The following is a 24,213-nucleotide window of genomic DNA, read 5'->3' as shown; positions in this document are numbered from 1 at the left end:
GCCGTCGTTCGCCGCCCGCTACCCACCGTTCGCCGCAGCCCCCATGGGGTGCCCTCGGATTTCCGTCGATTGAGGTGCGGGCGTTGGTAGGGTGCCTCTGAGTCGCACCGCACTATCTCAAGGAGGAGACATGGCCGCAACACCTGATCGATCGGGAAGACCGTCACCGGGGGAGGGCGGGGTGGCCACGGATCCCACGCTGCCCGCCGCTGCCGTGGACGAAGCCGTCCTGGAAGCCGCCGACAAGAAATGGACCCCGGCGAAAATCGCGCTCTGGGTTGCCATTGCCCTGCTGGGCGGCGTCGCCTGGTTCATGTTGGCGATTATTCGCGGCGAAACCGTCAACGCCATCTGGTTCGTGTTCGCCGCTGTGTGTACCTACCTCATCGGCTACCGGTTCTACTCCAAGGTGATCGAACGGTTTTTGACCAAGCCCGATGACCGCCGGGCCACTCCTGCCGAGTACAAGAGCGACGGCAAGGACTACGTCCGCACCGACAGGAACGTCCTCTTCGGGCACCACTTCGCCGCCATCGCCGGCGCTGGCCCCTTGGTGGGTCCCATCATCGCAGCCCAGATGGGCTACCTGCCCGGCACCATCTGGATCATCCTCGGCGTCGTCCTCGCCGGCGCCGTCCAGGACTACCTGGTGATGTTCTTCTCCATGCGTCGCGGCGGCCGCTCGCTCGGCCAGATGGCCCGTGAGGAACTCGGCTTGATCGGCGGCACCGCTGCCCTGATCGCCACGCTCCTGATCATGGTCATCATCGTGGCTATCCTGGCGCTCGTCGTCGTCAACGCCCTGGGTGAGAGCCCGTGGGGCGTCTTCTCGGTGGGCATGACCATCCCCATCGCCCTGTTCATGGGCGTCTACCTGCGCTACTTGCGGCCCGGCAAGATCATGGAAGTGTCCATCATCGGCTTCGTGCTGCTGATGGCTGCCATCATCGGCGGCGGGATTGTCGCGGAAACCGCCTGGGGTGCCGAGATATTCTCCCTCGACAAGGTGACCATCGCGTGGGGGCTGATCGTCTACGGTTTCATCGCGGCGATCCTGCCGGTGTGGCTGCTCCTGGCACCACGGGACTACCTGTCCACCTTCATGAAAATCGGCGTGATCGTCATGCTCGCCTTGGCAATCGTGGTGGTGCGGCCCGAAATTACGGTCCCCGCGTTCAGCGAGTTCGCCAGCCGCGACAACGGCCCAGTGTTTGCTGGCGCCTTGTTCCCGTTCCTGTTCGTCACCATCGCCTGCGGAGCACTGTCCGGCTTCCATGCGTTGATCGCCTCCGGCACCACCCCGAAACTCGTGGAGAAGGAGCGGCAGACCCGCTTTATCGGCTACGGCGGCATGTTGATGGAGTCGTTCGTTGCCATCATGGCGCTGGTCGCCGCGATCTCCATTGACCGGGGCCTGTACTTCGCCATGAACGCGCCCGTCGCGCTGACGGGCGGCACCGTCGAAACAGCCGCCACCTGGGTCAACAGCCTGGGCCTCTCCGGGGTCAACATCAGCCCGGACATGCTGGCGCAGACCGCCAAGGACGTGGGGGAGGAAAGCATTGTCTCCCGCACCGGCGGCGCCCCCACCCTCGCGGTTGGACTCGCGCACATCATGCAACAGTTCATCGGCGGCTCAGCCATGATGGCTTTCTGGTACCACTTCGCCATCATGTTTGAAGCGCTCTTCATCCTGACGGCGGTCGACGCCGGCACCCGGGTAGCGCGATTCATGTTGCAGGACTCGATCGGCAACTTCGTCCCCAAATTCAAGGAAGCCTCGTGGCGGCCAGGAGCGTGGCTCTGCACAGCCGTGATGGTGGGAGCCTGGGGGGCGGTGCTCCTGTTGGGTGTCACGGATCCCCTGGGCGGCATCAACACGTTCTTCCCGCTCTTCGGTATCGCCAACCAACTCCTGGCAGCCATTGCGCTCTCGGTCTGCCTCACCATTGTGGCGAAGAAGGGCTCATTCAAGTACCTGTGGATTGTGGCCTTGCCATTGGCGTTCGTGGCGGTCGTGACCATCACGGCAAGCTTCCAGAAGATTTTCTCGTCCACGCCGGCCGTTGGCTACTTCGCCAACAACGCAGCCTTCAGCAAGGCGCTCGCGGACGGAAAGACTGAGTTTGGTGCGGCCAAGAGCGTGGCGGCCATGGAAGCGGTGGTACGTAACACCGGAATCCAGGGTTGGCTCTCCGTGATCTTCGTGGTGCTGAGCATCATTGTGATCGCCACCGCGCTGTGGGCAACGTACAAAGCGTTCACCAACCGGGCCAACGCCGCGGACGTGCCCAGCACAGAGGACCCAGCCATCCCGTCCAAGGTGTTTGCCCCCGCGGGACTGTTCCCCACCGCTGCCGAGAAGGAATTGATGGCGGAGTGGGACAAGGTTCCGGCCAGCCAGCGTTTTGAACGGGCAGGTCACCACTGATGAACACCTCCGTGGCTCTTGTGGCCAACGGCGTCCGTGGCGTTGCCCGCTATCTGGGCAGCGTCATGGGCGCCGACGCATACAGCAAGTACCTGGAGCACCACGCAGCCCTGGGCCATGCTGGGGCACCCCTGACCGAACGCGAGTTCTGGCGCGACCGCACGGATCGCCAAGACACCAATCCGCAGGGCCGGTGCTGTTAGCTGCCCTGCCCCTCGCTGAGTCTCCCATCTGAGTCTCCCTAGCTTGCCCTGCCCCTCGCTGAGTCTCCCTAGCTGCCCTGCCCCCCCGCTGAGTCTCCCCACCTTTGCTGGCCAACGACGGCGGCGCGCCGGTATTTCTGCACGCCGCGCCGCCGTCGTGGTTCGAAGGTGAGGATTTTCAGCGGAGGGTGTCAGCCGGAGTCATGGGTGGGCTGGCGGACGGATCGCTCGTGAGAGTATGAACGCATGAGCGATCCAAACCCGCCGTCAGCCGAGGACCACCCGGTCGAGGGCACCACCATTGATGACGCTGCTCCCACGCAGGAATCCGACGAACCGGCAGCAAACGCCAAGCCAAAGGGCGGGCACCTTCAGGACCTGGTGGACCAGCCAGCCAAGGTGATGCGGATCGGCACCATGATTCGCCAACTCCTCGAAGAAGTGAAATCAGCACCCCTGGATGAGGCGGCACGCGCTCGACTGGCCGAGATCCATGCCCGGTCCATCAAGGAACTCGAAGACGGCCTGGCTCCCGAGCTGGTGGCTGAACTGGACCGGATCAGGTTGCCGTTCGCTGATGCCAGCACACCCTCCGATGCCGAATTGCGCATTGCGCAAGCCCAATTGGTGGGCTGGCTTGAGGGGCTCTTCCACGGCATCCAAACAACCATCGCAGCCCAACACGCGGCCCAAGATCAGACTGCGTCCCAGTTCAAGCTCCGCCAACTGCCGCCCGGAACGGTGATTGCACCGGGCGTGGTGATCGGCGAGAACGGCGAACCGCAACGAGCCCCCATGACCGCCGACGCCGGCGCTCCCGTCCACCCCGGTACTACGGCGCCGGCCAACGATCCGGACCACGGTCCCGGACAGTACCTGTAGGCCGCACTTGGGCTTTTTTGGCGCCGCCAGGCAGGGGCGCAAGGACGATGCGGAGCTCGGCAAAGGCCTGTGGCGGCGCGCCCACGATCGCTTCCACCGTGGACTTGACCGCTTCCACCAGGTCCTTGAGGGCGTCGAAGACGATCAGCTCTACGCGGAGTTGGTGGACGTGGCCAACGGACTTGCTGACCTTCTCGACCGGGTCAGGGCGGTCTGCGTGGAGGCGCAGCGACGTTCGCCCAGCGAAGGCCTGGACATTCCCGTAGCGCTCGCAGGCGTACACCGCTCACTGTCCAAAGCGGGAAACTCACTGGCCACCACCGCTGAGGCCGCTGCCATGCTCCGGCTGGCCGTTGGCCCTGTTCCCGTGGGCGCCGCGTCGGTCAGGCGCCGCGCAGAATCGGTCTATGAACAGGTGGACGACGCCGAGAGGTACCTCAGCGAGGCCGGCCAATCCGCAGGGGACCAGGTTATTCCCGGTTAAGCGTGTGGCATACCGGCGGTACGCGGGCTCCTGCGTTTGGCAGGATGGGGATTATGACTCTTACACCAACTTTGACGTTCAACGACGGAAACACCATCCCCCAGCTCGGCTACGGCGTATGGCAGGTAGAAGATGACGTCGCCGAGAAGGTAGTGGGCCAGGCGTTCGACGCTGGCTTCCGCCACATCGATACAGCAAAGATCTACGGCAATGAGGCTGGCGTGGGCCGCGCTATTGCCGCCGCTGGCCTCTCGCCGGAGCAGCTGTTCATCACCACCAAGCTCTGGAACGCTGATCAGGGTTACGAGTCCACGCTCGCTGCGTTCGAGGAATCCATGGAGCGATTGGGCCTTGAAACCCTGGACCTCTACCTCATCCACTGGATGCAGCCTAAGCAGGAAAAGTTCGTGGACACCTGGAAGGCCCTGATTGAGCTGCAGAAGCGCGGTCGGGTCACGTCCATTGGCGTTTCCAACTTCACGGTCGAGGGCCTGCAGCGCCTTATCGACGAGACCGGTGTGGTTCCGGCCATCCACCAGATCGAGCTCCACCCATACTTCAGCCAGCAGGGACTGCGTGAGTTTGGCGCAGCCAACGGCATCTTGACCCAGGCATGGTCGCCGCTGGGCCAGGGCGGCGAGCTGCTCAAGGATTCGGTGGTGGCAGGCATTGCCGCCAAGCACCAGGCAACGCCGGCGCAGGTTGTTATTGCCTGGCACCTCGCCATTGGCAACGTGGTCATTCCCAAGTCCGTTACCGAATCGCGCATCAAGGAAAACTTTGGCGCCCTCGAGGTGACGCTTGATGACCAGGACATTGCGGCCATCAACGGTCTTGACCGGTCCGCTTCCGGCGAAGGTCGCATCGGCGCTGACCCGGCAGTCTCCGACTTCGCCTAACCACCCACGCACCGATTCACCGAGTGGGCTCCCTCTAGGGGGCCCACTCTGCGTTGCGAGGGTGGGGTCCAGTGTGCAGGGACTGCCCGTGCACAGTGACGGGGGAGCTCGTTGTGCAGGGCGGTACGCGCAAGAAGCTCAGGCGGCGATGCGGACGCGCGCCACCTCAACAGCGTCTACAACGGCCCAGTCGTCTTCGCTGGCACAGCGGGCGTTGGCGAAGCGCTGGGCGGACGCCTGATCGTCAAACGTTTCGGTCCGGACCAGACGGCCATCAAAGTACGTCACGTGAAATTCCTGAACTGTTTGCGTTTCCATGAATCCAGTCTGCAACCGGGGTCTGACATTCCCTGGAATCAGTCCCGCGTGTTGCCCAGCCGGAGGACTCTTTCCTGGGCCAACACTGCAGCGCGGGCAGCCTTGGCCGCCACCCGCTGCGACTGATTCGCCGCGGCAACGGTGCCAGCCAAGGACTTGCGATCATTGACCAGGCGCTCCTCGGCAGCCTTGAGGTCAGCTCGGAGCCGAACCACATCAACCTCCAATGAGGCCAACGAAGCCGTGGCCTGTTCCGCCCGCGACTGCAGTTCGCTGGCGCTCTCACCAGCACGAGCCTCGTCTTCCTGCGCCACGGCGAGGGCCGCCTCGGCCTTTTCCAGAGCCGACGGCGAGGCCGGCCGCGGTGTCTCCCGGACTGCCTCAAGCCGCGGCTTAGTTGCAGCAGAAGCGGCAGATGGTGCCGCCATCGTACCCGGCTCAGGCGGCGAAGCAGGACCGGTGCCCGGAATGGCCACCGCATCCGTGAGGTCCACGGGGTTCACCCCATCGGCTGACACCGCCTTCAACAACAGTCCGCTGCGGATGGCGGCCGCGGCACCCGGATCGGCGGTGAGTGCCCGCAACGACTCCTCGACATGCGTGGCGATGGTACCGCTGACAGGCCGGCCGTGCAGCGCGGCGAGATCCCGGGCGGTGACGACGGCGGCAGCCAGGAGAGTGCGACGCTCCCGGCCCAGCTCGCGCAGGGCAGCCGAGTCAAGGTCTTTCTGGGCGGCCTGCATGCGATCGCCCAAGTCGCTGAGGCCCGCGAGCGTCTCCTGGCCATGGACTGCCAGCAGGTTCAAGACCCAGGCGGCCACCGAGGGCTTGGGCAGTTTGCGGACGGCGGCACCCAAGGCCTTGTCAGTGCTGCCGGCCTGCTTGCCTGCAGCGGCTCGGGCGGTGACGAATTCGTCGAACGGGGCGGCATACAGGTCTGCGGCGATGTGGGCCAGCGCGTCCTCGTCCATCCCGCCATCATAGGCCGCGGCGATGTCAGGCTTGCTGGCCAGGGGAGCGGATGATGCGGCGCCGCACCGCCTCGGCGATCGCGGCCGTCCGGTTGTCCACCCCAAGCTTGCCGTAGATATGGACCAGGTGCGTCTTGACGGTGGCCTCGGAGATGAAGACCTGTTGGGCAATGGCGCGGTTGGACAGGCCCGTGGCCAGCAGCTCCAGCAACTCCACTTCGCGCCGGGTCAGCGCAATGGTGGGATTGCTGATCCGGTCCATCAGCAGTGCTGCCACCTTGGGCGCCAGCGCTCTGGCCTGCCGCGGCGGCCAGCACCGCCTGCCGGATCTGTTCCGGCGGCGCGTCCTTGAGCATGTAGCCGCTGGCTCCGGCTTCCACCGCCGCCAGAATGTCGGCGTCGGTGTCGTAGGTGGTGAGGATGAGGACGGGCGGTGCCGCTGCCAACAGTTTGATGCGCCGGGTGGCGGTGACCCCATCCATCCCGGCGCCCATCTGCAAGTCCATCAGCACCAGGTCCACGGGATCGCCCAAGGCCTGCAGCCGCCCCAGCTCCCGGAGCGCAGCCTCGCCGTCGGCAGCCTCCGCCACCACGGCTATACCCTCGAAGTCCGCCAACATGGCCCGTAGCCCGGCCCGAACCACGGGATGGTCATCCACCAGGAGCACGCTGATCGTGTTCATGCGGGACTCTGGCCCGAAAGTAGCGGCAGGCGGATCCCGACTACGGTGCCTTCCCCAGGTGCCGACTCCACCGTCAGCGTGCCCTCCAGGATGCCCACACGCTCGCGCAGGGATCCGATGCCGAAGCCGCGCCCACCGGCCGCCGCGACCGCCGCGGCAGGTGCGGTTGTGGGATCGAAGCCGATTCCGTCGTCGTAAATATCCAGGGTGACCTCCGTGCCGAGAAACGCGAGCGTGACCACGGCGTTGGTTGCGTGGGCGTGGGCCGCGACGTTGGCGAGGCTGGCCTGCGCTGCCCGCAGGAGGGTGACGGCGTGTGGCTGCGGCAGGTCGGCTGGCGGCCCGTCGAGCTCAAAGCGGCATCGCAGGGACACGCCCTGTGCGGCCGCGGTGGACTCCGTCTCCACGCACAGCCTGCGAAGGCTGTCCGCCAACGAGGCGTCCTGCAGCTGCGGTGCCGAGAGTCCGCGGACGAAATTGCGCGCCTCCGCGAGGTTGCTGGCCGCGGTTTGTTGGACGATCTCGAGGCGGGCGCTTGCGGTGGCCACATCATCAGTCTGCAGCGACTTGGTAGCGGCGCGGGACATGAGGACGATGCTGGAAAGCCCCTGGGCCAGGGTGTCGTGGATTTCGCGGGCTAGCCGGCTGCGTTCGGCGAGCACCCCGGTGTTGTGCTGGGCTGCGGCCAACTCTGCCCGGGTCCTCCGGAGTTCATCGGCCGCCAGCCGCTGGTTCTCGGCCTCGACGTACAGGGCGCGGTAGGCCAGGCCGGTCACCACGGAAAAAGCGGCGCCGAGCACCGGACCAATGATCACCGCGGCGTGCGGGACCGCCAGCCCACTGGCCAACCACTGCGCGCCCACCACAGCAGCCGTCATGAGCGTGATGGTGATCAGGGCCACGCGCCGGGAGAGCAGGTGAAGATGCAGGAAGAAGAGCGGAAACGCCAGCCAGGCAAAATCGGCGCTGGCGGCAAGCAGGATCGCCCACAGCACTGTCACCAGGCCCAACCAAGGCAACCCGAAGCGGCGCGGGTCGAAGCCCGCATGGTTCACGGCGAACCGCTTCTCCAGTGCGGTCCCGGCCACGTAGATGGTGGCGAGCAGCAGCGCCAGGCCGGTGAGCAGCACCCGCGCTGCCCCGTCCGCGGCACCCATGAGCAGCCGCACCACAGCAACCGCCAAGAGAATCGCAAAACCAATATGCAGCGTCAACCGGAGAACCCGCAGGATGGCCGCAGTGGGCGCGGCGGGTTGGTTGGCAGGCATTCTCCCAGCTTATTCGGCGCAGAGGCCGGCGGGATCAACCGAATGGTTGAGTCGAGAATCCACCCGACGGACACCGCAGACCAACCGCCCGTACGATTCGGTGGCTGCCCCCTCGGCGGAGAGTTGAAAAGGAGCCAGTACGCCTCCGCCATCCACCGAAAGAAGACCCCGTGTTCCTCGCCATCCGCGACATCCGCTTTGCCAAGGGCAGGTTCGCCCTGATGGGCAGCGTCGTTGCCCTCATCACCCTCCTGCTGGTCCTGCTCTCCGGCCTCACGGCGGGACTGGCGAACCAATCCACGTCCGCCATCGAGCAACTGGGCGGCAACCGACCGGTGGACCAGATCGTTTTCGGCGGCCCGGCAGGCACGGATCCCAAGGCATCGTTCACTGAAAGTACCGTCACAGCGGCCCAGGTCGCGTCCTGGCGGGACCAGCCGGGCGTCGCCGACGCACAGGCGATGGGTATCAGCCAGTCCCGGCTGCAGTCCGTGGGGCCCGACGGCGCTGCCACCGGAACCGCGAACGTCGCCATTTTCGGGGTGGCGGCCGACGGCGGTCTGGCACCTTCCGCGGTCAGCCCAGGTTCGGCGGTGCTCGGGTCCGGCGTGGCCAAGGCCCTGGCGGTGCACCCGGGGGACGCAGTGCTGGTGGGCGGAACCAAGCTCACGGTGAGTGCCGTCGTCGAGGATCAGTGGTACTCGCACACCAGTGTGGTCTGGGTGGACCTGCCCGTATGGGAGGCCACAGCGCATGTCGATGGGGCAGCCGGCACCGTGGCCGCTGTGACCTTCACGTCCCCGGGTGCTGGCGTGGACGAATCGGCGGCCAACGTTGCAGCCAACACTGTCAGCACCACCCGCACTGGCGCGTTCCAGGCGCTCGGTTCCTTCAAGAGTGAGAACGGCTCACTCACCTTGATGCAGGCATTTCTCTACGGCATCTCGGCATTAGTGATTGTGGCCTTCCTGACGGTGTGGACGGTGCAGCGGACCCGAGACGTTGCGGTCCTCAAAGCACTGGGCGCCAGCAGCAGCTACATCCTCCGGGACGCCATGACGCAGGCCGCCGTGGTCCTGGCCGCCGGCGCAGCAGTGGGTGGCGGCATTGGGCTGGTGGGCGGACTGATCGCCGAGCAGGCAGCGCCGTTCCTGGTGACACCGGCAACCACGCTCGTTCCCGTGCTGGGCATCGTGGCGTTGGGGCTTGTAGGCGCGGCCCTCGCGGTCCGCCGCGTCACCAAGGTCGATCCGCTGCTGGCCCTCGGTGGCAGCTGAGTTCCGCACCCTTCCGAACCCCCATCTCACCCAAAGGACTTACCCCATGTCAGCTACTGCACCCCTGTCCCTCCTCAACGTCACCCTCGAGTATCCTGACGGCGACGGCGTTCTGAAAGCGCTCGACGGCGTGAACCTGGCTGTTCGCGCCGGCCAGATGATGTCCCTGGTGGGTCCGTCCGGGTCGGGGAAGTCCAGCCTCCTGGCCGTTGCCGCCACGCTGGTCCGTCCCACCGCGGGGGTGGTGTCCGTGGCCGGGACCGAGACCCTGGGGCTGAGCGAGCGGGAGCTGAGTGCGCTCCGCCGGGAGAACATTGGCATCATCTTCCAGCAGCCCAACCTGCTGCCATCCCTGACTGCCGTCGAACAGCTCATTATTGGCGACCACCTCCGGGGCGCGGCGGTGAAGGCGGCCAGAGCCAAGGCCGCAGACCTGCTGGACGTGGTGGGCCTGGCCGGTTCGGCGGACAAGCGCCCCCATCAGCTCTCTGGCGGGCAGCGCCAGCGCGTCAACATTGCCCGGGCGCTGATGGGAAAGCCCACGGTGCTCCTGGTCGACGAACCTACTGCTGCCCTGGACCACCAGCGAAGCGAGGCGATTGTCAGGTTGCTGCGGCGGATCACCGACCAGTTCCAGGTGGCCACAGTCATGGTCACGCATGACACGGAGTTTGTGCCGCTCACCGACGCCGTGGCCACCATGCGGGACGGGCAGTTGAGCGCGCCGGTGCCTACCTTGGTGGACGCCCGCTAGCGTTCCGCACCGCACGCCAGGCGCCGGTTGCCCACAGCGCCCAGATGACCAGGACCGGTTGGAAGAAGAGCCGCACCAGCCGGGCCTGGTCAGTGTTCAAGCCGAAGCCATCGGTGCCCGTGACGAACTGGGAGATGTTGCCGGGGAAGATGACGATGAAGAACGCTGCAACCACCAGGCCAACCGCAACCCGGCGTGCCCGGAGGGCGATCAGCGCCAGACCCAGCATAATTTCCACCACGCCGGACGCAACCACCACAAAGTCGACGTCCAGGGGGAACCAGGGCGGAACCTGCGCCTGGAACTCGGCCCTGGCGAAGGTCAGGTGGCTGATGCCGGCAAAAATCAGGCCGGCTCCCAGAATGACGGCGGCCAGCAGGCGAGGGAGCGAAATCTTCCCGGCCGGCTGGCGGATCGCTGTGCGGAGTGTATTTCGTGGGGACGTCATTACTGGACGGTAACAGTTTTCCGGCGTTGGCTAACCGTCGAGGAGGTGCTCGGAAGAGATGGTGTGGATGAGGCGGGCCGCGGTGCGGGCAGTGCGGGAGTCGACGTCGAACGCGGGGTTAAGTTCGACGACGTCTACCAGGGCCAGCTTGGGGGAGCGGGCCACCTGCCTGCAGACGGCGAGCAGGACGCTCAGGGGGACCCCGTACGACGCCGGTGCGCTGACGCCGGGTGCCACGGCAGCGGGGAGGACGTCGAGGTCGATGGTCAGGTACACGGCATCTACCGAGTCGATAAATGCCTGGGTAAAGTCCAGGACCGGGGCGAGGTGGGATTCGGAGCAGTCCTCGTCCAGGAGGTAGCTGACGCCAAGATCGTGGGCGGTCTGGAAGAGGGCGCCGGTGTTGCCGGGCTGGCTGATGCCCACCACGGCGTAGTTGAACTCGTGGCCGCGCTCGCGTTCGGCGTTGGCGACCTGCAGGAAGGGGGTCCCGGAGGAGGGCACCGGCTCCTTACGGAGATCGAAGTGGGCGTCCAGGTTGAGGGTGCCCAGGCGTTTCCCGGCAGTGACGGCGCTGGATCGCAGCCCCGTGTAGCTGCCGAATGCTGTTTCGTGGCCGCCGCCAAGCACAACAGCCAGATGACCGGCGTCGAGAGCTTCCGCAACTGCCTGGCCAAGGAGGGCTTGGCCGGCTTCCATCTGCCCATCAAGGACGGTGGTGTCGCCGAGATCGTGGACAACCAGTCGGGGGTCCGCGGACATCGGGGCGAGAGCGGTGCGGATGCTGGCGGGACCGTCGACGGCGCCCACTCGCCCTTTGTTCCGCCGCACGCCTTCGTCGCTGCGGAAGCCCAGCAACGCAATTCCGGTTCCGGGAGTGGCGGAGTTGACGGCGTGATGCCAGCGGCGGTTTTCGTCGCCGGGGCCGTCGTCGCGGCCGCTCCAGATGTGGGCGTTTGGAGTGTGGGTCATGGGAGTTCTTTCCCCTCGTGGGCGAGCGCCAAAGCGGCGTCACGGGTACTGGCAATGAGGTGTTTTTCGCGGCGGACAGCGCGCTCGGCCGGGGCCATGGTGCTGACGGCACCCAGGAGGCGGCCGCCGTCGTCAATCACGGGGAAGCTGACGCCCCAGACTCCGGCATCCACTGCGCCGTAGCTCAGGGCGAAGCCGCGGTCCCGAACGAGTTGGATTTCCTGCTGCAGCGCCGCGGTGGCCGGATCGCCGAGGTCAAGGCTGCCGATGACGTCTTGCTGCTCAACGACGCCAAGGTGGGCGAGCAACACCAGAGCGCTGGCGCCCTTGTGGAGGGGCTGGGAACGGCCGGGTGAATAGCTGCAGCGGAGCATTTGTGGACCTTCGATGGCCTCGACGCATAAGGCCTCAACGCCACTCACCACCAGGTAGGCGGCCAACTCCTCGGTGTCTTCGGAGAGCTGGAGGAGCTGTTCGGTGATCCGGCCCTTCACCATCGATTCCTGGTGGAAGTTGGCGGCGAGCCGGAGCGATTCCGGGCCTGCACTGTATTGACCGCGACGCTTTGTCTGAGCCACGAAGCCGGAGTTCACCAACGTGGTGAGGTGCCGGTAGACGGCGCTCGCGGGGATGCCCGTAATTTTGGTGATCTGGGCAGCTGTCAGCGTGCGGTGCCGGGAGAACTCCAGCAGGATCTCAACAAAGCGTGAGGCGTTGTTGTCTCCTATCACGGCGGAGCCCGGTTCAGTGGTCATGTCACTGAGGCTAGTGGCTGGAATCACAGACACAAGAATTAAGTTCCCACAAAATGGGAATTTAATTTCCGGCGGATGGGAATTAGCTAGAAGACGATGTTGCTGTCATACCCGATTTCGCGTGCTGCCGCGGCCACATCGGCAATGATGCCTGGCGAACTCAGTGGCGCCGTGAACGCTGGCGTGGCAGGCAGGCAATTGGCGGTCCAGAGCGTCACGACTTTCCGGCTGAGGGCCATGGCAGATAGAGAATAGAGGCCGTCCACCGTGGGCCACGCCTGATGGATGGCGCGCGCCCACGCCCTGGTGCGTTCTTTCTCGCCGAATGCCACCTGTGCTGAGGCGCCAGCCGAGAGCAGCCAGTGGCCGGTCAGGTCAACAGTGGTGATGTCACGGTTCAGACGGAGGGCGGTGATGTAGGGAGTATCCCGATCTACGTCGACGAAGCGGGTCAGTTGAAAAACTTCCGCCAAACAGGTGAGGACGTCTTCGCCCAGATACGCCGCCCCCAGCGGAGCGGCGTCCTGGGGCGGTGGCGGGTGTGGGGCCCAGCGTGCACTGGCGACGGGGCCCCAGGTCCTGAGCCTGTTCCACGGCACGATGTGCTGTGAGGTGGTGAAGTGAACGCGCCAGAGCACCGTGGATTTCGTTAAGACCTTGGTGGTGAATCCCAGTGTCCGCAGCTCTTCGATGCTGGGAGGGTACTGGTCCATGGTCAGTTCCCGGCAGCCAAATCTTTGGCCAGGCTGACGACCAGGTCTTTATTGCCACCTTCCGCTAGCCAGGCTTTGGCCGAGACGGGTTCGCCATTCAGGACCAAATCTGGTTGCGGTGTCAGGAAGAAGCCAGCAACCGATTGTGGATGCAGGTCTGACGGCAACGCCGCCAAGACATCCTCCAAGGCGGGCAGTGCTAGCTTTCCGGCGTTGATGAACTGCCAGTCGGGGAAGGCGAGTTTTCCATTGACCAGGTAGGAATACAACTTATGCGCAGCCTTGTAATGCCTGACGGTGGACGCTGACAGTTCCATTCGCTCGGCAACAGCAGAGGCGGGGATGGTCGAGGAATCCAAAAGAACGCGGTTCGCGGCATTCCGTGCAGCCACGTTCCTGCGGCTGCGCGATGCATCGATTCCGGAATGCTCGGCCCAAAAGGCTTGATCGTGCGCTGGGAGGGCAGTAGCCGTGGTGCTTCGCGTCATTTCCTGCAGGGCGGCCACGAGATCTTCTTGGTTGAACGAAATATCGGCGGCGTCGATCCATGCGGTGAGAGCGTCGGGTCTATTCGTCTGGCTGTGGTGATCCTGGATGGTCACGTCAACTCCTTCAACGCCCACAGTTTATGCCACTGCTGTCACTCGTGGAAGGCCTACCGGTGGAGGCTAGGCTGGGTCAACAAATGATTGGGGGGAAGAATGCGAAGGTTCACCACGGTCTGCCTGGCTATCATGGTCGCTCTCGGTCTGGCGGGATGTCGGCCGTCAATCGACGACATAGCCAGGTCTGCCATTCGCGACCAGGCCACTGAAGCCCTGCCTTGGTTCACGCACGTTGTCTCGACCAACGACACCAGCGACCGGATCCTCATGGCGACGAAGATGAACGCCGGAGGCGCCCACGTGTACGACTTCGGCTGGGAGGAGGACGTCTTCTACGCAGACCTCTACTTTGAAGAGCACGTGACCACCAGCGGGGGACTGTTCGGTGAGCAGCGGACGGTCAACGCTTGCGTGCGCTACACGGACCAGCCAGAAGGTCCCGTCACGGCCTCCATCGACTGCCCTGACAGGGCGCCGTACAACCGCACGGTCGACGAGCACGTCCCTATTCCGTAGGCCGACGGCGGAGCTTTGGAAGGGCGATCACGATGTGCTAATCAACCGGTTTAACCAGCAAAAAACCCCGTACCAACGTCGCTATCGACGAAAATACGGGGTTTTGCCCGAGCTTCCTATCAGAATCGAACTGATGACCTTTTCATTACGAGTGAAACGCTCTACCGACTGAGCTAAGGAAGCACCGCGTGAACTTTCCGGCGAACCGGGCGCTTCACGCAAGAGTCAACTGTAATGGAGGCCCGGCGCCCGGGTCAAAATGGAGCTGGAGTCAGCAGAGGGTGTTGTCGGCAGGTACTTGGCCGCTGAGGAGGAAGTCGTCCACCGCGTCTTCGATGCAGCTGTTGGACCGGCCATAGGCGGTGTGGCCCTCGCCCTGCCACGTCAGCAATGAGGCGTTGCCCAATTGCTTGCGGAGCGAGCCAGCCCACTGAACGGGCGTGGCGGGATCTCCGGTGGTGCCGATCACCACAATGGGGGAGTCGCCGGTGTACTGGACCGGTGCCGGGGTGCGGATGTTCTTGTATGGCCAGTCCGTGCAATTGGTGCCGCCGAAGGCGAAGAAGTACCCGAAGGTGGGGGACTCCTGGATCAGTGTCTGCTGCTCGGCCCGCATGGCGGCCAAATCGGTCACCATGGGGTAGTCCAGGCAGTTGATGGCGTTGAACGCAAAGGCTGAATTGGACGTGTAGGTGCCGTCGGCGGCCCGGTCGGCGCCGAGGTCCGCCAGGCGCAGCATGGGGCTCATGTCGCCCTGGGTTGCCGCCTGGAGTGCCTGCGTCAGGGCCGGCCAGCTCTGGTCGTTGTACAGCGGGGTGATCAGGCCGCTGACGAACATGGTGGCGTTGACCAACCGGCCGTCCTTGGCTGTGCGCGGCGTCTCCTTGACAGCAGCGATCAGGTCCCGGATCTGCTGGACGCCGGACTCAACATCGCCGCTGAGCGGGCAACCGTTCTGCCGCAGGCAGCTGGCCACATAGGCGGCCAACGACTTTTCGAAGGCGACTGCCTGGCCGCTGGTGAGTTCCTCGTTGCTGATGGCCGGATCCAAGGCGCCGTCCAGCACCATGCGGCCCACGTTGTTCGGGAACAGCGAGGCGTACGTGGAGCCCAGGAACGTGCCGTAGGAATAGCCCACGTAGTTCAGCTTGGCGTCGTTGACCACGGCCCGGAGGATGTCCAGGTCCTTGGCCGCGCTGACGGTGTCAATGTGCGCCATGATCGGCCCGGTCTGCTGGGCGCACTGTTCCGCTATGACCTTGTTGTCGGCAACCAACGCCGCAACACCGTTGTCCGAATCCAGGTCGTAGATCTTGGCCCGGGACGCGTCACGTTCGGCGTCCGTCATGCAGGTGACGGGGGCTGAGCGTTTCACGCCGCGTGGATCAAAGCCCACCAGGTCGAACGCGTCCCGCACCGTGGTGGGGAACTGGGTGTTGGCGCCGTCGCGGACAAAGTCGAAGCCCGACGCTCCCGGCCCGCCAGGGTTCACCAACAGGCTGCCGGTCTTGGATCCCGTGCTGGGCGCCCGCAACACCGCCAGCTGGATGGTCTCGCCTTTGGGCGCGGCGTAGTCGCTGGGAACGGTGACCTTGGCGCACTGGAATTCGCGCTCACACGGTTCCCACACCACCGTCTGGGAGTAGTAGTCCGCCAGCTCCGACGGCGCTGCCGCGACGATGCTGGGATCGGCTTTTCCGGTGGCGGTCTCCTGGGTCTTGCCGCCGTCGACTACGGTGCAGGACGCCAGCGCCAGGGCCAGCGCCAAGGCACCGGCGGCGCGAAGCGTTGAACCCATGGATCGTCGTCGGATGGGCAGGGGACGGGCAGTCATCGGGTCTCCTTGAAAGGGTCAGATCAGGCTGGCTGCCATGGACTCTATGGTCAACAGCGGTGCAACGTTGGTGGTGGTAATGCGTTCGCGGGCCTTGTTGATGGCATCCATCCTGGCCAGCGTGGTTTCGGGGGTGGAACGGCTGGCGAACTCCTCGAGTTCGTGGCGCAGCTCAGCATTGACGAGTTCGACGGCGTCGCCCAACTGAATGATGAGCACGTCCCGGTAGAAGGACATCAAGTCCGTCAGGGTCCGATCCAGCGAATCGGTGATGGACCTCTTCGCACGCCGTTTCTGGTCGTCTTCGAGTTGCTTGACCTGGCTGCGCATGGCCGGTGGGAGTGTGCCGGATTCCGGTGCGCCAAGGGTGGCCAGCAGGGCGATCTTCTCCGCGGCGTCGCGTTCCTCGTTGGAACTGTTGGCCTCTGCCGTGGCGATTTTCACCAGCTTGTCCGCCATCATCACAGCAGCCGTAACCCCGCGCAGCGACAAGGGAAAGCGCACCGTTTCCAGTCGCCGCTCCCGCGCACCGGGATCGCGCGCCAGCCGGCGGGCGATCCCCACGTGGCTCTGCGCGGCACGTGCCGCACGTTCGGCCAAAACTGGATCCACGCCGTCGCGCTTTACCAGCAGTGCCGCGACGTCGGCGGCAGGTGGCAGGCGAAGGCCAACGCTACGGCACCGCGACCGGATGGTGACCAGGACGTCCGCGGGCGACGGGGCGCACAGCATCCACACCGTCCGCGGCGTGGGCTCCTCGATGGCCTTGAGGAGCACGTTGGTGGTGCGCTCGGCCATCCGATCAGCATCTTCGACCACAATGATCCGCCACCGCCCGGACGACGGCCGGTTTCCCGCCTTGGCTACCAGTTCGCGGGCTTCGTCGATGGTGATGGTGACCTTTTCGGTCCGCACAAACGTCACGTCAGAGTGGGTTTCGCCGAGGATGGTCCGGCAGGCGGCGCATATCCCACAGCCTCGCTGGTTCACATTGTCCTGGTCGCAATTCAAAGCCGCGGCGAAAGCCTTGGCCGCGTTGGACCGGCCCGAGCCTGGGGGGCCGGTAAACAACCAAGCGTGCGTCAGGGCGTCGCCGCTGGCAGCTTGCCGCAGTTGCTCGACGACGGCGGGCTGGCCCTGAAGGTCGTCCCAGACGCTCACGGCGCCACGAGCCCGGGGCGGGTCCCAGCCGCAACGCTGTGCAGGAAGGTCACGCGTTCCAGAATCCTGGCGGCGAGTTCCGCGACACTCAGGTGGGCGGGGAGGACGAGATATCCGTCTGGCCGGTTCGCCGCAAGATCCAGGAACGCCGCGCGGATCCGGGCGTGGAATTCGTCCGCCTCGGATTCGAGCCGGTCTTCCGCAGCGTCACCGGCGGTTCGGCGCTGGCGCCCGACGGCGGGATCAACATCCAGCAACACCGTCAGGTGCGGTTGCAGTCCCGACGTAGCCCACTCATTCAGGGTGCGGACGGCGTCTTCGCCGAGATCCCGGCCAGCGCCCTGATAGGCCACCGACGAGTCGATGTACCGGTCCGTCAGGACAATGTCGCCGCGGTCAAGGGCTGGCCGGATCACCTGGCTGGCGTGCGCGGCCCGGGACGCCGCGAAGATCAGGGCCTCGGTGTGCGCGTCGATGTGCCCGTGGCCGTGATCCAGAACTAGGGAGCGCAGCCTCTCGCCAATAGGGGTACCACCGGGTTCGCGGGTTTGCAGCACAGTGAGCCCGCGGGCCGTGAGGGCATCCGCCAGCAGCCGCGCCTGGGTGGATTTGCCAGCACCATCGCCGCCCTCGAATGCGATGAATAGGCCTGCCTCTTGTGTGCTCACCGCACCAGCCTACCGATCCTTGCTGGCAACGTGTCACTGCCCCGCGCGTATGTGGATGACGGAACGGGTCCGGGCTTTCTCCCGGATCCGCGCCGGACAGTACGCTTTTCGAATGAGTCTTTCTGAACAGCAGTTGGCTGCCCTTTCCGCCGAGACGCTGGTGGTGGCTGCCGCCCGCCCACCCAGGGAACGGGATGAGCCGGTCAACCCGCCGATCGTCCTCTCCTCCACCTACTTTGGGACCGGCCCGTTGGCTGACGGCGATCGCGGGTACGGCCGGTATTCCAACCCCACCTGGGACCCGTTCGAGGAAGCCCTGGGACAGTTGGAAGGCGCGGAACTTCCCGGGCTGCTCTATGCATCCGGGCTCGCTGCGGTGAGCTCGGCACTTTCGCTTATCCCGGCTGGCGGCGTGTTGGTGATGCCTACCCACAGCTATTCCGGCACGTTGGTGATGGCCGGAGAGTTGGCGCAAAAAGGCTTCATCGAACTCCGACAAGTGGATATTGCCGACACGGAGGCTGTGGTGGCGGCGCTGGCAGACGCGCCAGGATCGCAGGGTGGGGACGGCTCCCGCCCCGCCAGCATGCTTTGGCTGGAGAGTCCCACCAACCCCATGCTCGGCATTGCCGAGGTTGAGGCCCTGGCCGCGGCAGCCCACCGGGCCGGTGCGATCGTGGTGACCGACAATACCTTTTCCACCCCGCTGGGTCAGCAGCCCCTGAAACTGGGCTCCGACGTCGTGCTTCACTCGGTGACCAAGTACCTGGCTGGCCATTCCGATGTGGTGCTGGGCGCGCTGGTGACCTCGAACCCGGACCTTCGCGCCGCACTGCTCCACCACCGCACCATCCACGGCGGCATCGCCGGCCCCTTTGAGGCCTGGCTTGCGCTCCGCGGCCTCCGGACGCTTGCGCTACGCGTGGCGCGGTCGCAGGAATCGGCACAGACCGTCGCGGAGCGCCTTGAGGCCCACCCGTTGATCGGCACCGTTCTTTTCCCCGGACTGCCCACGCACCCGGGCCATGACCGGGCGAAAGCGCAGATGACCGGATTCGGGTCCATCGTCTGCATCCAGCTCGCACCTGTGCCCGGGGTGTCTGCCGCGGACGCCGCAGATCACCTAGTCCGCGCCCTTGAACTCTGGCTGCAGGCCACCTCCTTGGGCGGCGTCGAGTCTCTGATCGAACGACGACGCCGGCACGCGGCTGAGCCGGTCAGCGTACCGGAAGATCTCATTCGCCTCAGCGTCGGCGTGGAAAACGTCGAGGACCTCTGGGCCGACCTGACGCAGGCGCTGGACCGGTTGAAAGGATAGGCTGGGCGCTGTGGATGGTGAAATGATTATTCGGCCCGTTGAGACGGCAGTGTTTTTCCTCCTGGCGCTGGTGGCGCTGGGGCTCGAACTCTGGGCTGTGGTGGACTGCGTGCGGCACCGCGGAGATGCCTTTGAGGCAACCGGCAAGCGCACCAAGTCGTTCTGGCTGGCGCTGACGGGCGGCGCAACCCTGGTCGGCGCCATCTCCCTCTTCGGGAGCAGCGGTGGCGGCGGAATCTTCGGCACCCTGGGACTCTTTGGTCTGGCCGCCGTGACGGCCGCCTGTGTCTACCTCGCAGACGTTCGGCCGGCCCTCAAGGACGCTGGCCGCGGCGGTAGCCGCAACATGGGACCCTACGGCCCCTGGTAGCCGGACCCGCCAGCGGGCCCGCGCAACCTAAGCTGGCGCGACGGCATCCCAGCCGATAGTGAGTTCGCCCAGGCGCCACCTGGCTGGCCCGTCGTGGACCGGCCAGCCGGCGTCGCGCAGGCCGCGGCACATCCCTTGCCAGCGCTGCCTGTTCCCGAACGATGCAAGCGGCGCGCTTTCCAGCCACGCGCGGTCCATCGCCTGCAGCAGCGCGTGCACTGGCTCACCCGGAACGTTCCGGTGGATCAGCGCCTTGGGCAGCCGTTCGGCAACCTCTGACGGAAGTTCGAAACTGCCAAAACGCACGGAAAAGCTCAACGACAGCGGGCGCTGCGAGTCCAGCGCGATCCAGCAGACGCGCCTGCCGATCTCGTCGCACGTCCCGTCGATGAACAGCCCTTGGGGCGCCAGCCGATCCTGAACCAGCCGCCAAATTCCGCCAACGTCCGCCTCCTCGTACTGGCGGAGCACATTGAAGGCGCGCACCAGGACGGGGCGGCCCGGAACGGGAAGCTCAAACCCGCCCACGTGGAAGCTCAGTCCTGGACGCTGCAGCGGGAGCGCCGCCCGCACCCGAGCCGGCTCGATTTCCACGCCAGCCACCCGCACGTCCGGTCGCAGGACGGCAAGGCGTTCGTAAAGTTCGACGGCGGTGGCGGGCGTTGCGCCGTAGCCCAGGTCCACCACCAGGGGGTCCGTCGCGGTGCGGAGGCGCCAGGCCTGCGGTCCGGTGACCCAGCGGTCCACGCGGCGCATCCGGTTGGGGTTGGTGGTGCCGCGGGTGACGTTGCCGACCGGACGACCGGGCCGGCCAGCCCGCTTGCCGGAGATCTGCGGGGCGTCCACCCGCTCTGCCTTTTGCACCACCGCCCTACCTTATAGCTTTGGCCGGGCGGGCAGCGGCGCATACCGGCACCGAGCCAGCCAAGGTCCACAGGAAAGTAACGCAACGCCTCCCGCAATGTTACTCGGCTAGGATGAAAATCATGACTTATAAGCTGATTTTGCTGCGCCACGGCCACAGCGAATGGAACGCCAAGAACCTGTTCACCGGCTGGGTGGACGTTGACCTCAACGACCAGGGACGCACCGAGGCCGTCCGCGGCGGCGAGCTTTTGGTTGAGCACGATCTCCTGCCGGACGTTCTTTACACGTCGCTGTTGAAGCGTGCCATCAACACCGCCAACATGGCCTTGGACAAGGCTGATCGTGGCTGGATCCCGGTCAAGCGCGACTGGCGCCTGAACGAGCGCCACTACGGCGCACTGCAGGGCAAGGACAAGGCCCAGACCCTTGCCGAGTTCGGCGAAGAGCAGTTCATTGAGTGGCGCCGCAGCTACGACACCCCGCCGCCGGTCCTGTCCGACGACAGCGAGTTCTCGCAGGCCCACGATCCCCGTTACGCCGACCTCGGTGATGATTTGCCCCGCACCGAATGCCTCAAGGATGTCCTGGTCCGTTTGCTGCCGTACTGGGAGTCGGACATCAAGGTTGACCTCAAGGCCGGCAAGACCGTCCTGGTCACCGCCCACGGCAACTCGCTGCGCGCGCTGGTCAAGCACCTGGACGGCATCAGCGACGACGCCATCGCCAGCCTGAACATCCCCACCGGCATCCCGCTGGTCTACGATCTCGACGAGGACTTCAAGCCCGTCAAGATCGGCGGCACCTACCTGGACCCGGACGCCGCAGCCTCAGCCATCCAGGCCGTGGCCAATCAGGGCAAAAAGTAGCAACAACGCATTAACGACGTCGGCCCGGTCACCTGAAAAGGTGGCCGGGCCGACGTCGTATGTGGGAAAGCGGTTAGCTGAGTTCGCTGTTGCCATACGGCTGCCAGGCGCCGGTGACCAGGTAGGTGACCTTCTGCGCCACGGACACGCCGTGATCGGCGAAGCGTTCAAAGTAACGGCTGGCCAGGGCCACGTCCACGGTGGTGGCGGCGGACTCGGCCCAGTCGGGCGAGGCGATTGCCTTGAAGACGCTCAGGTGCAGATCGTTGATTTCGGAGTTGGCCTTGAGGATGTCGCGGGCCACCTCCAGGTCGCGGGTTTCCAGGAGCACGGACAGCTTGTCCGCGATGATCTGGTCCAGTTCCGCCATCCGGGTGAAGGTGGCCGTCATGGGTGCGGGGATGACCGTCGAGGGGAAACGGAGGCGGGCCAGCTGGGCGATGTGCCGGGCCAGGTCTCCCATTCGTTCCAGTGAGGCGCTCATCCGCAGCGATCCCACGATCATGCGCAGGTCGCTGGCAACCGGGCCCTGCAGGGCCAGGATGTCGATGGCGCGCTCATCGAGACTGTTCTGGAGGAAGTCAATGCGTGCGTCAGCGGCAATGACGTCCTGGGCGAGATCCACGTCAGCTACCTCGAATGAGGTGGTGGCCTTCTTCAACGCTTCGCTGACCAGCCGGGAGATCTCCAGCAGCTGGTCACCTACCTGGGTGAGCTCTTCCTGAAAAACCTTACGCACTAGGCGTCCTTTCCTTGGAACTCCGGCCAACCCGCGAAAGGGCAGCAGGAATCGTGTCGCCGTTCGGCACTCCAACCCGTAACTCTGCCAGTGCGCGGTAAACGATTGGGCCGTTCAAGGTGAACGTTAGTTGAACCGTCGGCTCAGCAGGTCCAGACGCGCCGGATGCGGGCACCCCACGGCATAAGCTGGACCCGTGAATCCTATGCTCATCGGTGTGGTGGCTGGCCTCGTTGGCCTGGCGCTTGGCACGTTCGGCGTGCTCGCCTACCGGGTGAGCGAGCGGCAACGCAGGCTCCTGGACTTCGACGTCGACGCCGCGGACCTCGCCCTGCCCGCCGGCGCCGCAGAGGTGCTGGCCGTCGTCGGACGCGCCTTTGTGGTGGTTGACGCGATCGACGGCGTGGTCCGGGCCAGCCCCGCCGCCTACGCCTACGGCCTGGTCCGCGGACACACTGTGGTCCACGCAGAGCTGCTGCACATGACGGCGGGCGTCCGCCGCGACGGCGTGATCCTGGAAAAGCAGCTCGAGCTCCAGCGCGGCCCGCTGGGCCAGGGCACCATCATTGTCCAGGTCCGGGCAGCCATGCTGGGTGAGGAATATATCCTTCTGCTCGCCGACGACCGCACCGAAATTACCCGGACCGAAGAGATCCGCAACGACTTCGTCGCCAACGTCTCACACGAACTCAAGACTCCGGTGGGTGCCATTTCGCTGCTTGCCGAGGCCATTGAATCCTCGGCTGATGACGAGTTGGCGGTCCGCCGCTTTGCAACGCGCATGCACAAGGAATCCGGCCGGCTGGCGGCGCTGGTCCAAGACATCATTGAACTGTCCCGGCTGCAGGGCGCCAGCGTGGTCCAGCAGGGCGGTCCGGTAGACGTGAACGCGGTCATCAACGAGGCGGTGGACCGGTCGCAACTGCCCGCCGAGAGCAAGAACATCAGCATTGTGGTGGGCGCCCGTATCGAGAGCACCGTCTTCGGGGACCAGGATCTGCTGGTCACAGCGCTGCGCAACTTGATCGACAACGCCATTCGCTATTCGCCCATGGACACCAGGGTGGGGCTTGGCGTCCGGGTGAAGGACGGGCTGGTGTCGATTTCGGTGACCGATCAGGGCCCCGGACTCACCGCGGAAGACCAGGAACGCATCTTCGAACGCTTTTACCGTGTGGATGCAGCCCGCTCCCGGCATACTGGCGGCACCGGCCTGGGCCTGAGCATCGTCAAGCACGTGGCCTCCAACCACGGTGGCGAAATCACCGTGTGGTCCCAGCCGGGCAAGGGCTCCACCTTCACGTTGCGCCTGCCGGAAATGGAAGGCCAGGACGCCGACGACGACGCGCAGCCCGCCAATCAGCAGCCCGCCGCGGCTCTGGGCACCTCTGCCGTGGCAAGTGGCGCTGCCGTCGCACCACACTCCACCCCAGTATCCCGCGCCGCCGGCGCAACCGAACGAGGAGCTAACGCTTGAGCAGGATTTTGATTGTCGAGGACGAGGAATCGTTCAGCGACCCGCTGTCCTATCTGTTGGGCAAAGAAGGCTTTGACGTCGAGGTGGTGGACAACGGCCTGGACGCCATTACCGAGTTCGACCGTAACGGCGCCGATCTGGTGCTCCTGGATCTGCAATTGCCGGGACTGTCCGGCACCGAAGTATGCCGCCAACTTCGGCAGCGTTCCTCCGTCCCGGTGATCATGCTGACGGCCAAGGATTCCGAGATCGACAAGGTGGTGGGGTTGGAGCTCGGTGCCGACGACTATGTCACCAAGCCCTACTCCTCCCGTGAACTCGTGGCCAGGGTCCGGGCCGTGCTGCGCCGCCAGGGCGAGCCGGAAGAGCTCATTTCCGCCACGGTCCAGGCCGGCCCGGTCCGGATGGACATTGAGCGGCATGTGGTCAGCGTGAGTGGCGAGCAGGTCCTGCTGCCGCTCAAGGAATTCGAGCTGCTGGAAATGCTGCTGCGGAACTCCGGCCGGGTACTGACCCGCGGACAGCTCATCGACAGGGTCTGGGGCTCGGACTACGTGGGGGACACCAAGACCCTTGACGTGCACGTGAAAAGGCTGCGCGGCAAGATCGAACCCGATCCCTCTGCGCCCCGCTACCTGGTCACCGTGCGTGGCTTGGGGTACAAGTTCGAGCCGTAACAGCACCTGCTGAACGCAGGCAGCAAAAAGGGAGGAGCCGGTTGGCTCCTCCCTTTT

At 65.4% G+C, this 24,213-nt stretch carries 26 protein-coding genes, 1 tRNA gene and 1 pseudogene; 13 read left to right on the top strand and 15 right to left on the bottom strand.

Translation table 11 applies throughout. The features are described from left to right. The first annotated feature begins 130 nt into the window (after window positions 1–130). The 5 genes from PSET11_RS08505 (at window position 131) to PSET11_RS08485 (ending at window position 4,899) form a co-directional block, all read left to right on the top strand. Window positions 131–2,431, top strand: a complete 2,301-nt coding sequence (locus PSET11_RS08505; protein ID WP_124091675.1) for a carbon starvation CstA family protein — start codon at window positions 131–133, stop codon at window positions 2,429–2,431. Further along, a complete protein-coding gene (locus PSET11_RS08500) occupies window positions 2,431–2,634 on the top strand; it encodes a YbdD/YjiX family protein (RefSeq protein ID WP_124091674.1) in 204 nt (67 codons plus the stop codon). The genes PSET11_RS08505 and PSET11_RS08500 overlap by 1 nt, the downstream gene beginning before the upstream one ends. 246 nt (window positions 2,635–2,880) lie before the next feature. Then, window positions 2,881–3,516, top strand: a complete 636-nt coding sequence (locus tag PSET11_RS08495) for a bacterial proteasome activator family protein (RefSeq protein WP_124091673.1) — start codon at window positions 2,881–2,883, stop codon at window positions 3,514–3,516. Window positions 3,517–3,523: 7 nt separating this feature from the next. Further along, a complete protein-coding gene (locus PSET11_RS08490; RefSeq protein WP_124091672.1) occupies window positions 3,524–4,000 on the top strand; it encodes a hypothetical protein in 477 nt (158 codons plus the stop codon). Window positions 4,001–4,053: 53 nt separating this feature from the next. After that, on the top strand, window positions 4,054–4,899 hold the full coding sequence (locus PSET11_RS08485; RefSeq protein WP_124091671.1) for an aldo/keto reductase: 846 nt from the start codon (window positions 4,054–4,056) through the stop codon (window positions 4,897–4,899). 138 nt (window positions 4,900–5,037) lie between these two features. On the opposite strand, the gene PSET11_RS08480 is transcribed toward PSET11_RS08485, so the two are convergent. The 4 genes and pseudogenes from PSET11_RS08480 to PSET11_RS08465 form a co-directional block, all read right to left on the bottom strand. Then, window positions 5,038–5,217 (bottom strand): hypothetical protein, encoded by a 180-nt coding sequence (locus PSET11_RS08480; RefSeq protein WP_124091670.1) that lies wholly within the window; start codon window positions 5,215–5,217, stop codon window positions 5,038–5,040. A 38-nt stretch (window positions 5,218–5,255) separates the two neighbouring features. After that, the gene (locus PSET11_RS08475) at window positions 5,256–6,188 is read right to left on the bottom strand and encodes a hypothetical protein (protein ID WP_124091669.1); all 933 of its coding nucleotides are present in this window, start codon (window positions 6,186–6,188) and stop codon (window positions 5,256–5,258) included. Between the two features lie 25 nt (window positions 6,189–6,213). Then, window positions 6,214–6,871: pseudogene (locus PSET11_RS08470) on the bottom strand (response regulator). Beyond that, window positions 6,868–8,139, bottom strand: coding sequence for a sensor histidine kinase (locus PSET11_RS08465; protein ID WP_124091668.1), 1,272 nt, complete (start codon window positions 8,137–8,139; stop codon window positions 6,868–6,870). The pseudogene PSET11_RS08470 and the gene PSET11_RS08465 overlap by 4 nt, the downstream one beginning before the upstream one ends. Window positions 8,140–8,309: 170 nt before the next feature. Between PSET11_RS08465 and PSET11_RS08460 the strand changes: the two genes are divergently transcribed. Together PSET11_RS08460 and PSET11_RS08455 are read left to right on the top strand one after the other, a co-directional pair. Further along, window positions 8,310–9,416: an ABC transporter permease gene (locus tag PSET11_RS08460; RefSeq protein ID WP_124091667.1), complete on the top strand. Its 1,107-nt coding sequence runs from the start codon at window positions 8,310–8,312 to the stop codon at window positions 9,414–9,416. A gap of 46 nt (window positions 9,417–9,462) precedes the next feature. Next, window positions 9,463–10,170 carry an ABC transporter ATP-binding protein gene (locus tag PSET11_RS08455; RefSeq protein ID WP_124091666.1) on the top strand — a complete coding sequence of 236 codons (708 nt, stop codon included), beginning with the start codon at window positions 9,463–9,465 and terminating at the stop codon, window positions 10,168–10,170. Here the strand turns inward: PSET11_RS08455 and PSET11_RS08450 are convergent. The 5 genes from PSET11_RS08450 to PSET11_RS08430 form a co-directional block, all read right to left on the bottom strand. Then, window positions 10,148–10,618, bottom strand: a complete 471-nt coding sequence (locus PSET11_RS08450; protein WP_124091665.1) for a DoxX family protein — start codon at window positions 10,616–10,618, stop codon at window positions 10,148–10,150. The genes PSET11_RS08455 and PSET11_RS08450 overlap by 23 nt on opposite strands. Window positions 10,619–10,648: 30 nt before the next feature. Then, entirely contained in the window at window positions 10,649–11,590 is a 942-nt protein-coding gene (gene hutG / locus PSET11_RS08445; protein ID WP_124091664.1) for a formimidoylglutamase, read from the bottom strand. Beyond that, window positions 11,587–12,345 carry an IclR family transcriptional regulator gene (locus tag PSET11_RS08440; RefSeq protein ID WP_124091663.1) on the bottom strand — a complete coding sequence of 253 codons (759 nt, stop codon included), beginning with the start codon at window positions 12,343–12,345 and terminating at the stop codon, window positions 11,587–11,589. Before PSET11_RS08440 ends, hutG begins: the two co-directional genes overlap by 4 nt. A gap of 86 nt (window positions 12,346–12,431) precedes the next feature. Next, window positions 12,432–13,058, bottom strand: a complete 627-nt coding sequence (locus tag PSET11_RS08435) for an RES family NAD+ phosphorylase (RefSeq protein ID WP_124091662.1) — start codon at window positions 13,056–13,058, stop codon at window positions 12,432–12,434. Window positions 13,059–13,060: 2 nt separating this feature from the next. Beyond that, window positions 13,061–13,660: a hypothetical protein gene (locus PSET11_RS08430; RefSeq protein ID WP_124091661.1), complete on the bottom strand. Its 600-nt coding sequence runs from the start codon at window positions 13,658–13,660 to the stop codon at window positions 13,061–13,063. 132 nt (window positions 13,661–13,792) lie between these two features. Here PSET11_RS08430 and PSET11_RS08425 point away from each other — a divergent pair, with 132 nt between their 5' ends. Continuing rightward, window positions 13,793–14,179, top strand: coding sequence for a hypothetical protein (locus tag PSET11_RS08425; RefSeq protein WP_124091660.1), 387 nt, complete (start codon window positions 13,793–13,795; stop codon window positions 14,177–14,179). A gap of 110 nt (window positions 14,180–14,289) precedes the next feature. On the opposite strand, the gene PSET11_RS08420 is transcribed toward PSET11_RS08425, so the two are convergent. The 4 genes from PSET11_RS08420 to tmk all read right to left on the bottom strand — a co-directional run bounded on the left by PSET11_RS08420 (window position 14,290) and on the right by tmk (window position 17,842). Continuing rightward, a tRNA-Thr gene (locus PSET11_RS08420) sits at window positions 14,290–14,362 on the bottom strand. Between the two features lie 88 nt (window positions 14,363–14,450). Beyond that, the gene (locus PSET11_RS08415) at window positions 14,451–16,013 is read right to left on the bottom strand and encodes an alpha/beta hydrolase (RefSeq protein WP_124091659.1); all 1,563 of its coding nucleotides are present in this window, start codon (window positions 16,011–16,013) and stop codon (window positions 14,451–14,453) included. 18 nt (window positions 16,014–16,031) lie between these two features. Next, the gene (locus tag PSET11_RS08410) at window positions 16,032–17,174 is read right to left on the bottom strand and encodes a DNA polymerase III subunit delta' (RefSeq protein WP_124091658.1); all 1,143 of its coding nucleotides are present in this window, start codon (window positions 17,172–17,174) and stop codon (window positions 16,032–16,034) included. Then, the gene (gene tmk, locus PSET11_RS08405; RefSeq protein ID WP_124091657.1) at window positions 17,171–17,842 is read right to left on the bottom strand and encodes a dTMP kinase; all 672 of its coding nucleotides are present in this window, start codon (window positions 17,840–17,842) and stop codon (window positions 17,171–17,173) included. Before tmk ends, PSET11_RS08410 begins: the two co-directional genes overlap by 4 nt. 112 nt (window positions 17,843–17,954) lie before the next feature. On the opposite strand from tmk, the gene PSET11_RS08400 reads away from it, so the two are divergent. After that, window positions 17,955–19,160 carry a trans-sulfuration enzyme family protein gene (locus PSET11_RS08400; protein WP_124091656.1) on the top strand — a complete coding sequence of 402 codons (1,206 nt, stop codon included), beginning with the start codon at window positions 17,955–17,957 and terminating at the stop codon, window positions 19,158–19,160. 10 nt (window positions 19,161–19,170) lie between these two features. Further along, window positions 19,171–19,530, top strand: coding sequence for a DUF2516 family protein (locus PSET11_RS08395; protein WP_124091655.1), 360 nt, complete (start codon window positions 19,171–19,173; stop codon window positions 19,528–19,530). Between the two features lie 27 nt (window positions 19,531–19,557). Here the strand turns inward: PSET11_RS08395 and PSET11_RS08390 are convergent, their stop codons facing one another. Beyond that, window positions 19,558–20,397, bottom strand: a complete 840-nt coding sequence (locus PSET11_RS08390) for a class I SAM-dependent methyltransferase (protein WP_203415940.1) — start codon at window positions 20,395–20,397, stop codon at window positions 19,558–19,560. 119 nt (window positions 20,398–20,516) lie between these two features. Here PSET11_RS08390 and PSET11_RS08385 point away from each other — a divergent pair, with 119 nt between their 5' ends. Then, complete coding sequence (locus PSET11_RS08385) at window positions 20,517–21,263, top strand: phosphoglyceromutase (protein WP_124091654.1); 747 nt, start codon at window positions 20,517–20,519, stop codon at window positions 21,261–21,263. 73 nt (window positions 21,264–21,336) lie between these two features. On the opposite strand, the gene phoU is transcribed toward PSET11_RS08385, so the two are convergent. Further along, window positions 21,337–22,002 carry a phosphate signaling complex protein PhoU gene (phoU, locus tag PSET11_RS08380; RefSeq protein ID WP_124091653.1) on the bottom strand — a complete coding sequence of 222 codons (666 nt, stop codon included), beginning with the start codon at window positions 22,000–22,002 and terminating at the stop codon, window positions 21,337–21,339. A gap of 205 nt (window positions 22,003–22,207) precedes the next feature. Here phoU and PSET11_RS08375 point away from each other — a divergent pair, with 205 nt between their 5' ends. Together PSET11_RS08375 and PSET11_RS08370 are read left to right on the top strand one after the other, a co-directional pair. Next, window positions 22,208–23,479: a sensor histidine kinase gene (locus PSET11_RS08375; protein WP_124091721.1), complete on the top strand. Its 1,272-nt coding sequence runs from the start codon at window positions 22,208–22,210 to the stop codon at window positions 23,477–23,479. After that, the gene (locus PSET11_RS08370; protein WP_124091652.1) at window positions 23,476–24,156 is read left to right on the top strand and encodes a response regulator transcription factor; all 681 of its coding nucleotides are present in this window, start codon (window positions 23,476–23,478) and stop codon (window positions 24,154–24,156) included. Before PSET11_RS08375 ends, PSET11_RS08370 begins: the two co-directional genes overlap by 4 nt. The last annotated feature ends 57 nt before the right edge of the window (window positions 24,157–24,213 follow it).

The sequence above is a fragment of the Arthrobacter ulcerisalmonis genome, from assembly GCF_900609065.1.
Classification (GTDB): Bacteria; Actinomycetota; Actinomycetes; order Actinomycetales; family Micrococcaceae; genus Arthrobacter; species Arthrobacter ulcerisalmonis.
The sequence above is the reverse complement of the archived record's forward strand: the minus strand, read 5'-3'. Positions and strand labels throughout refer to the sequence as shown.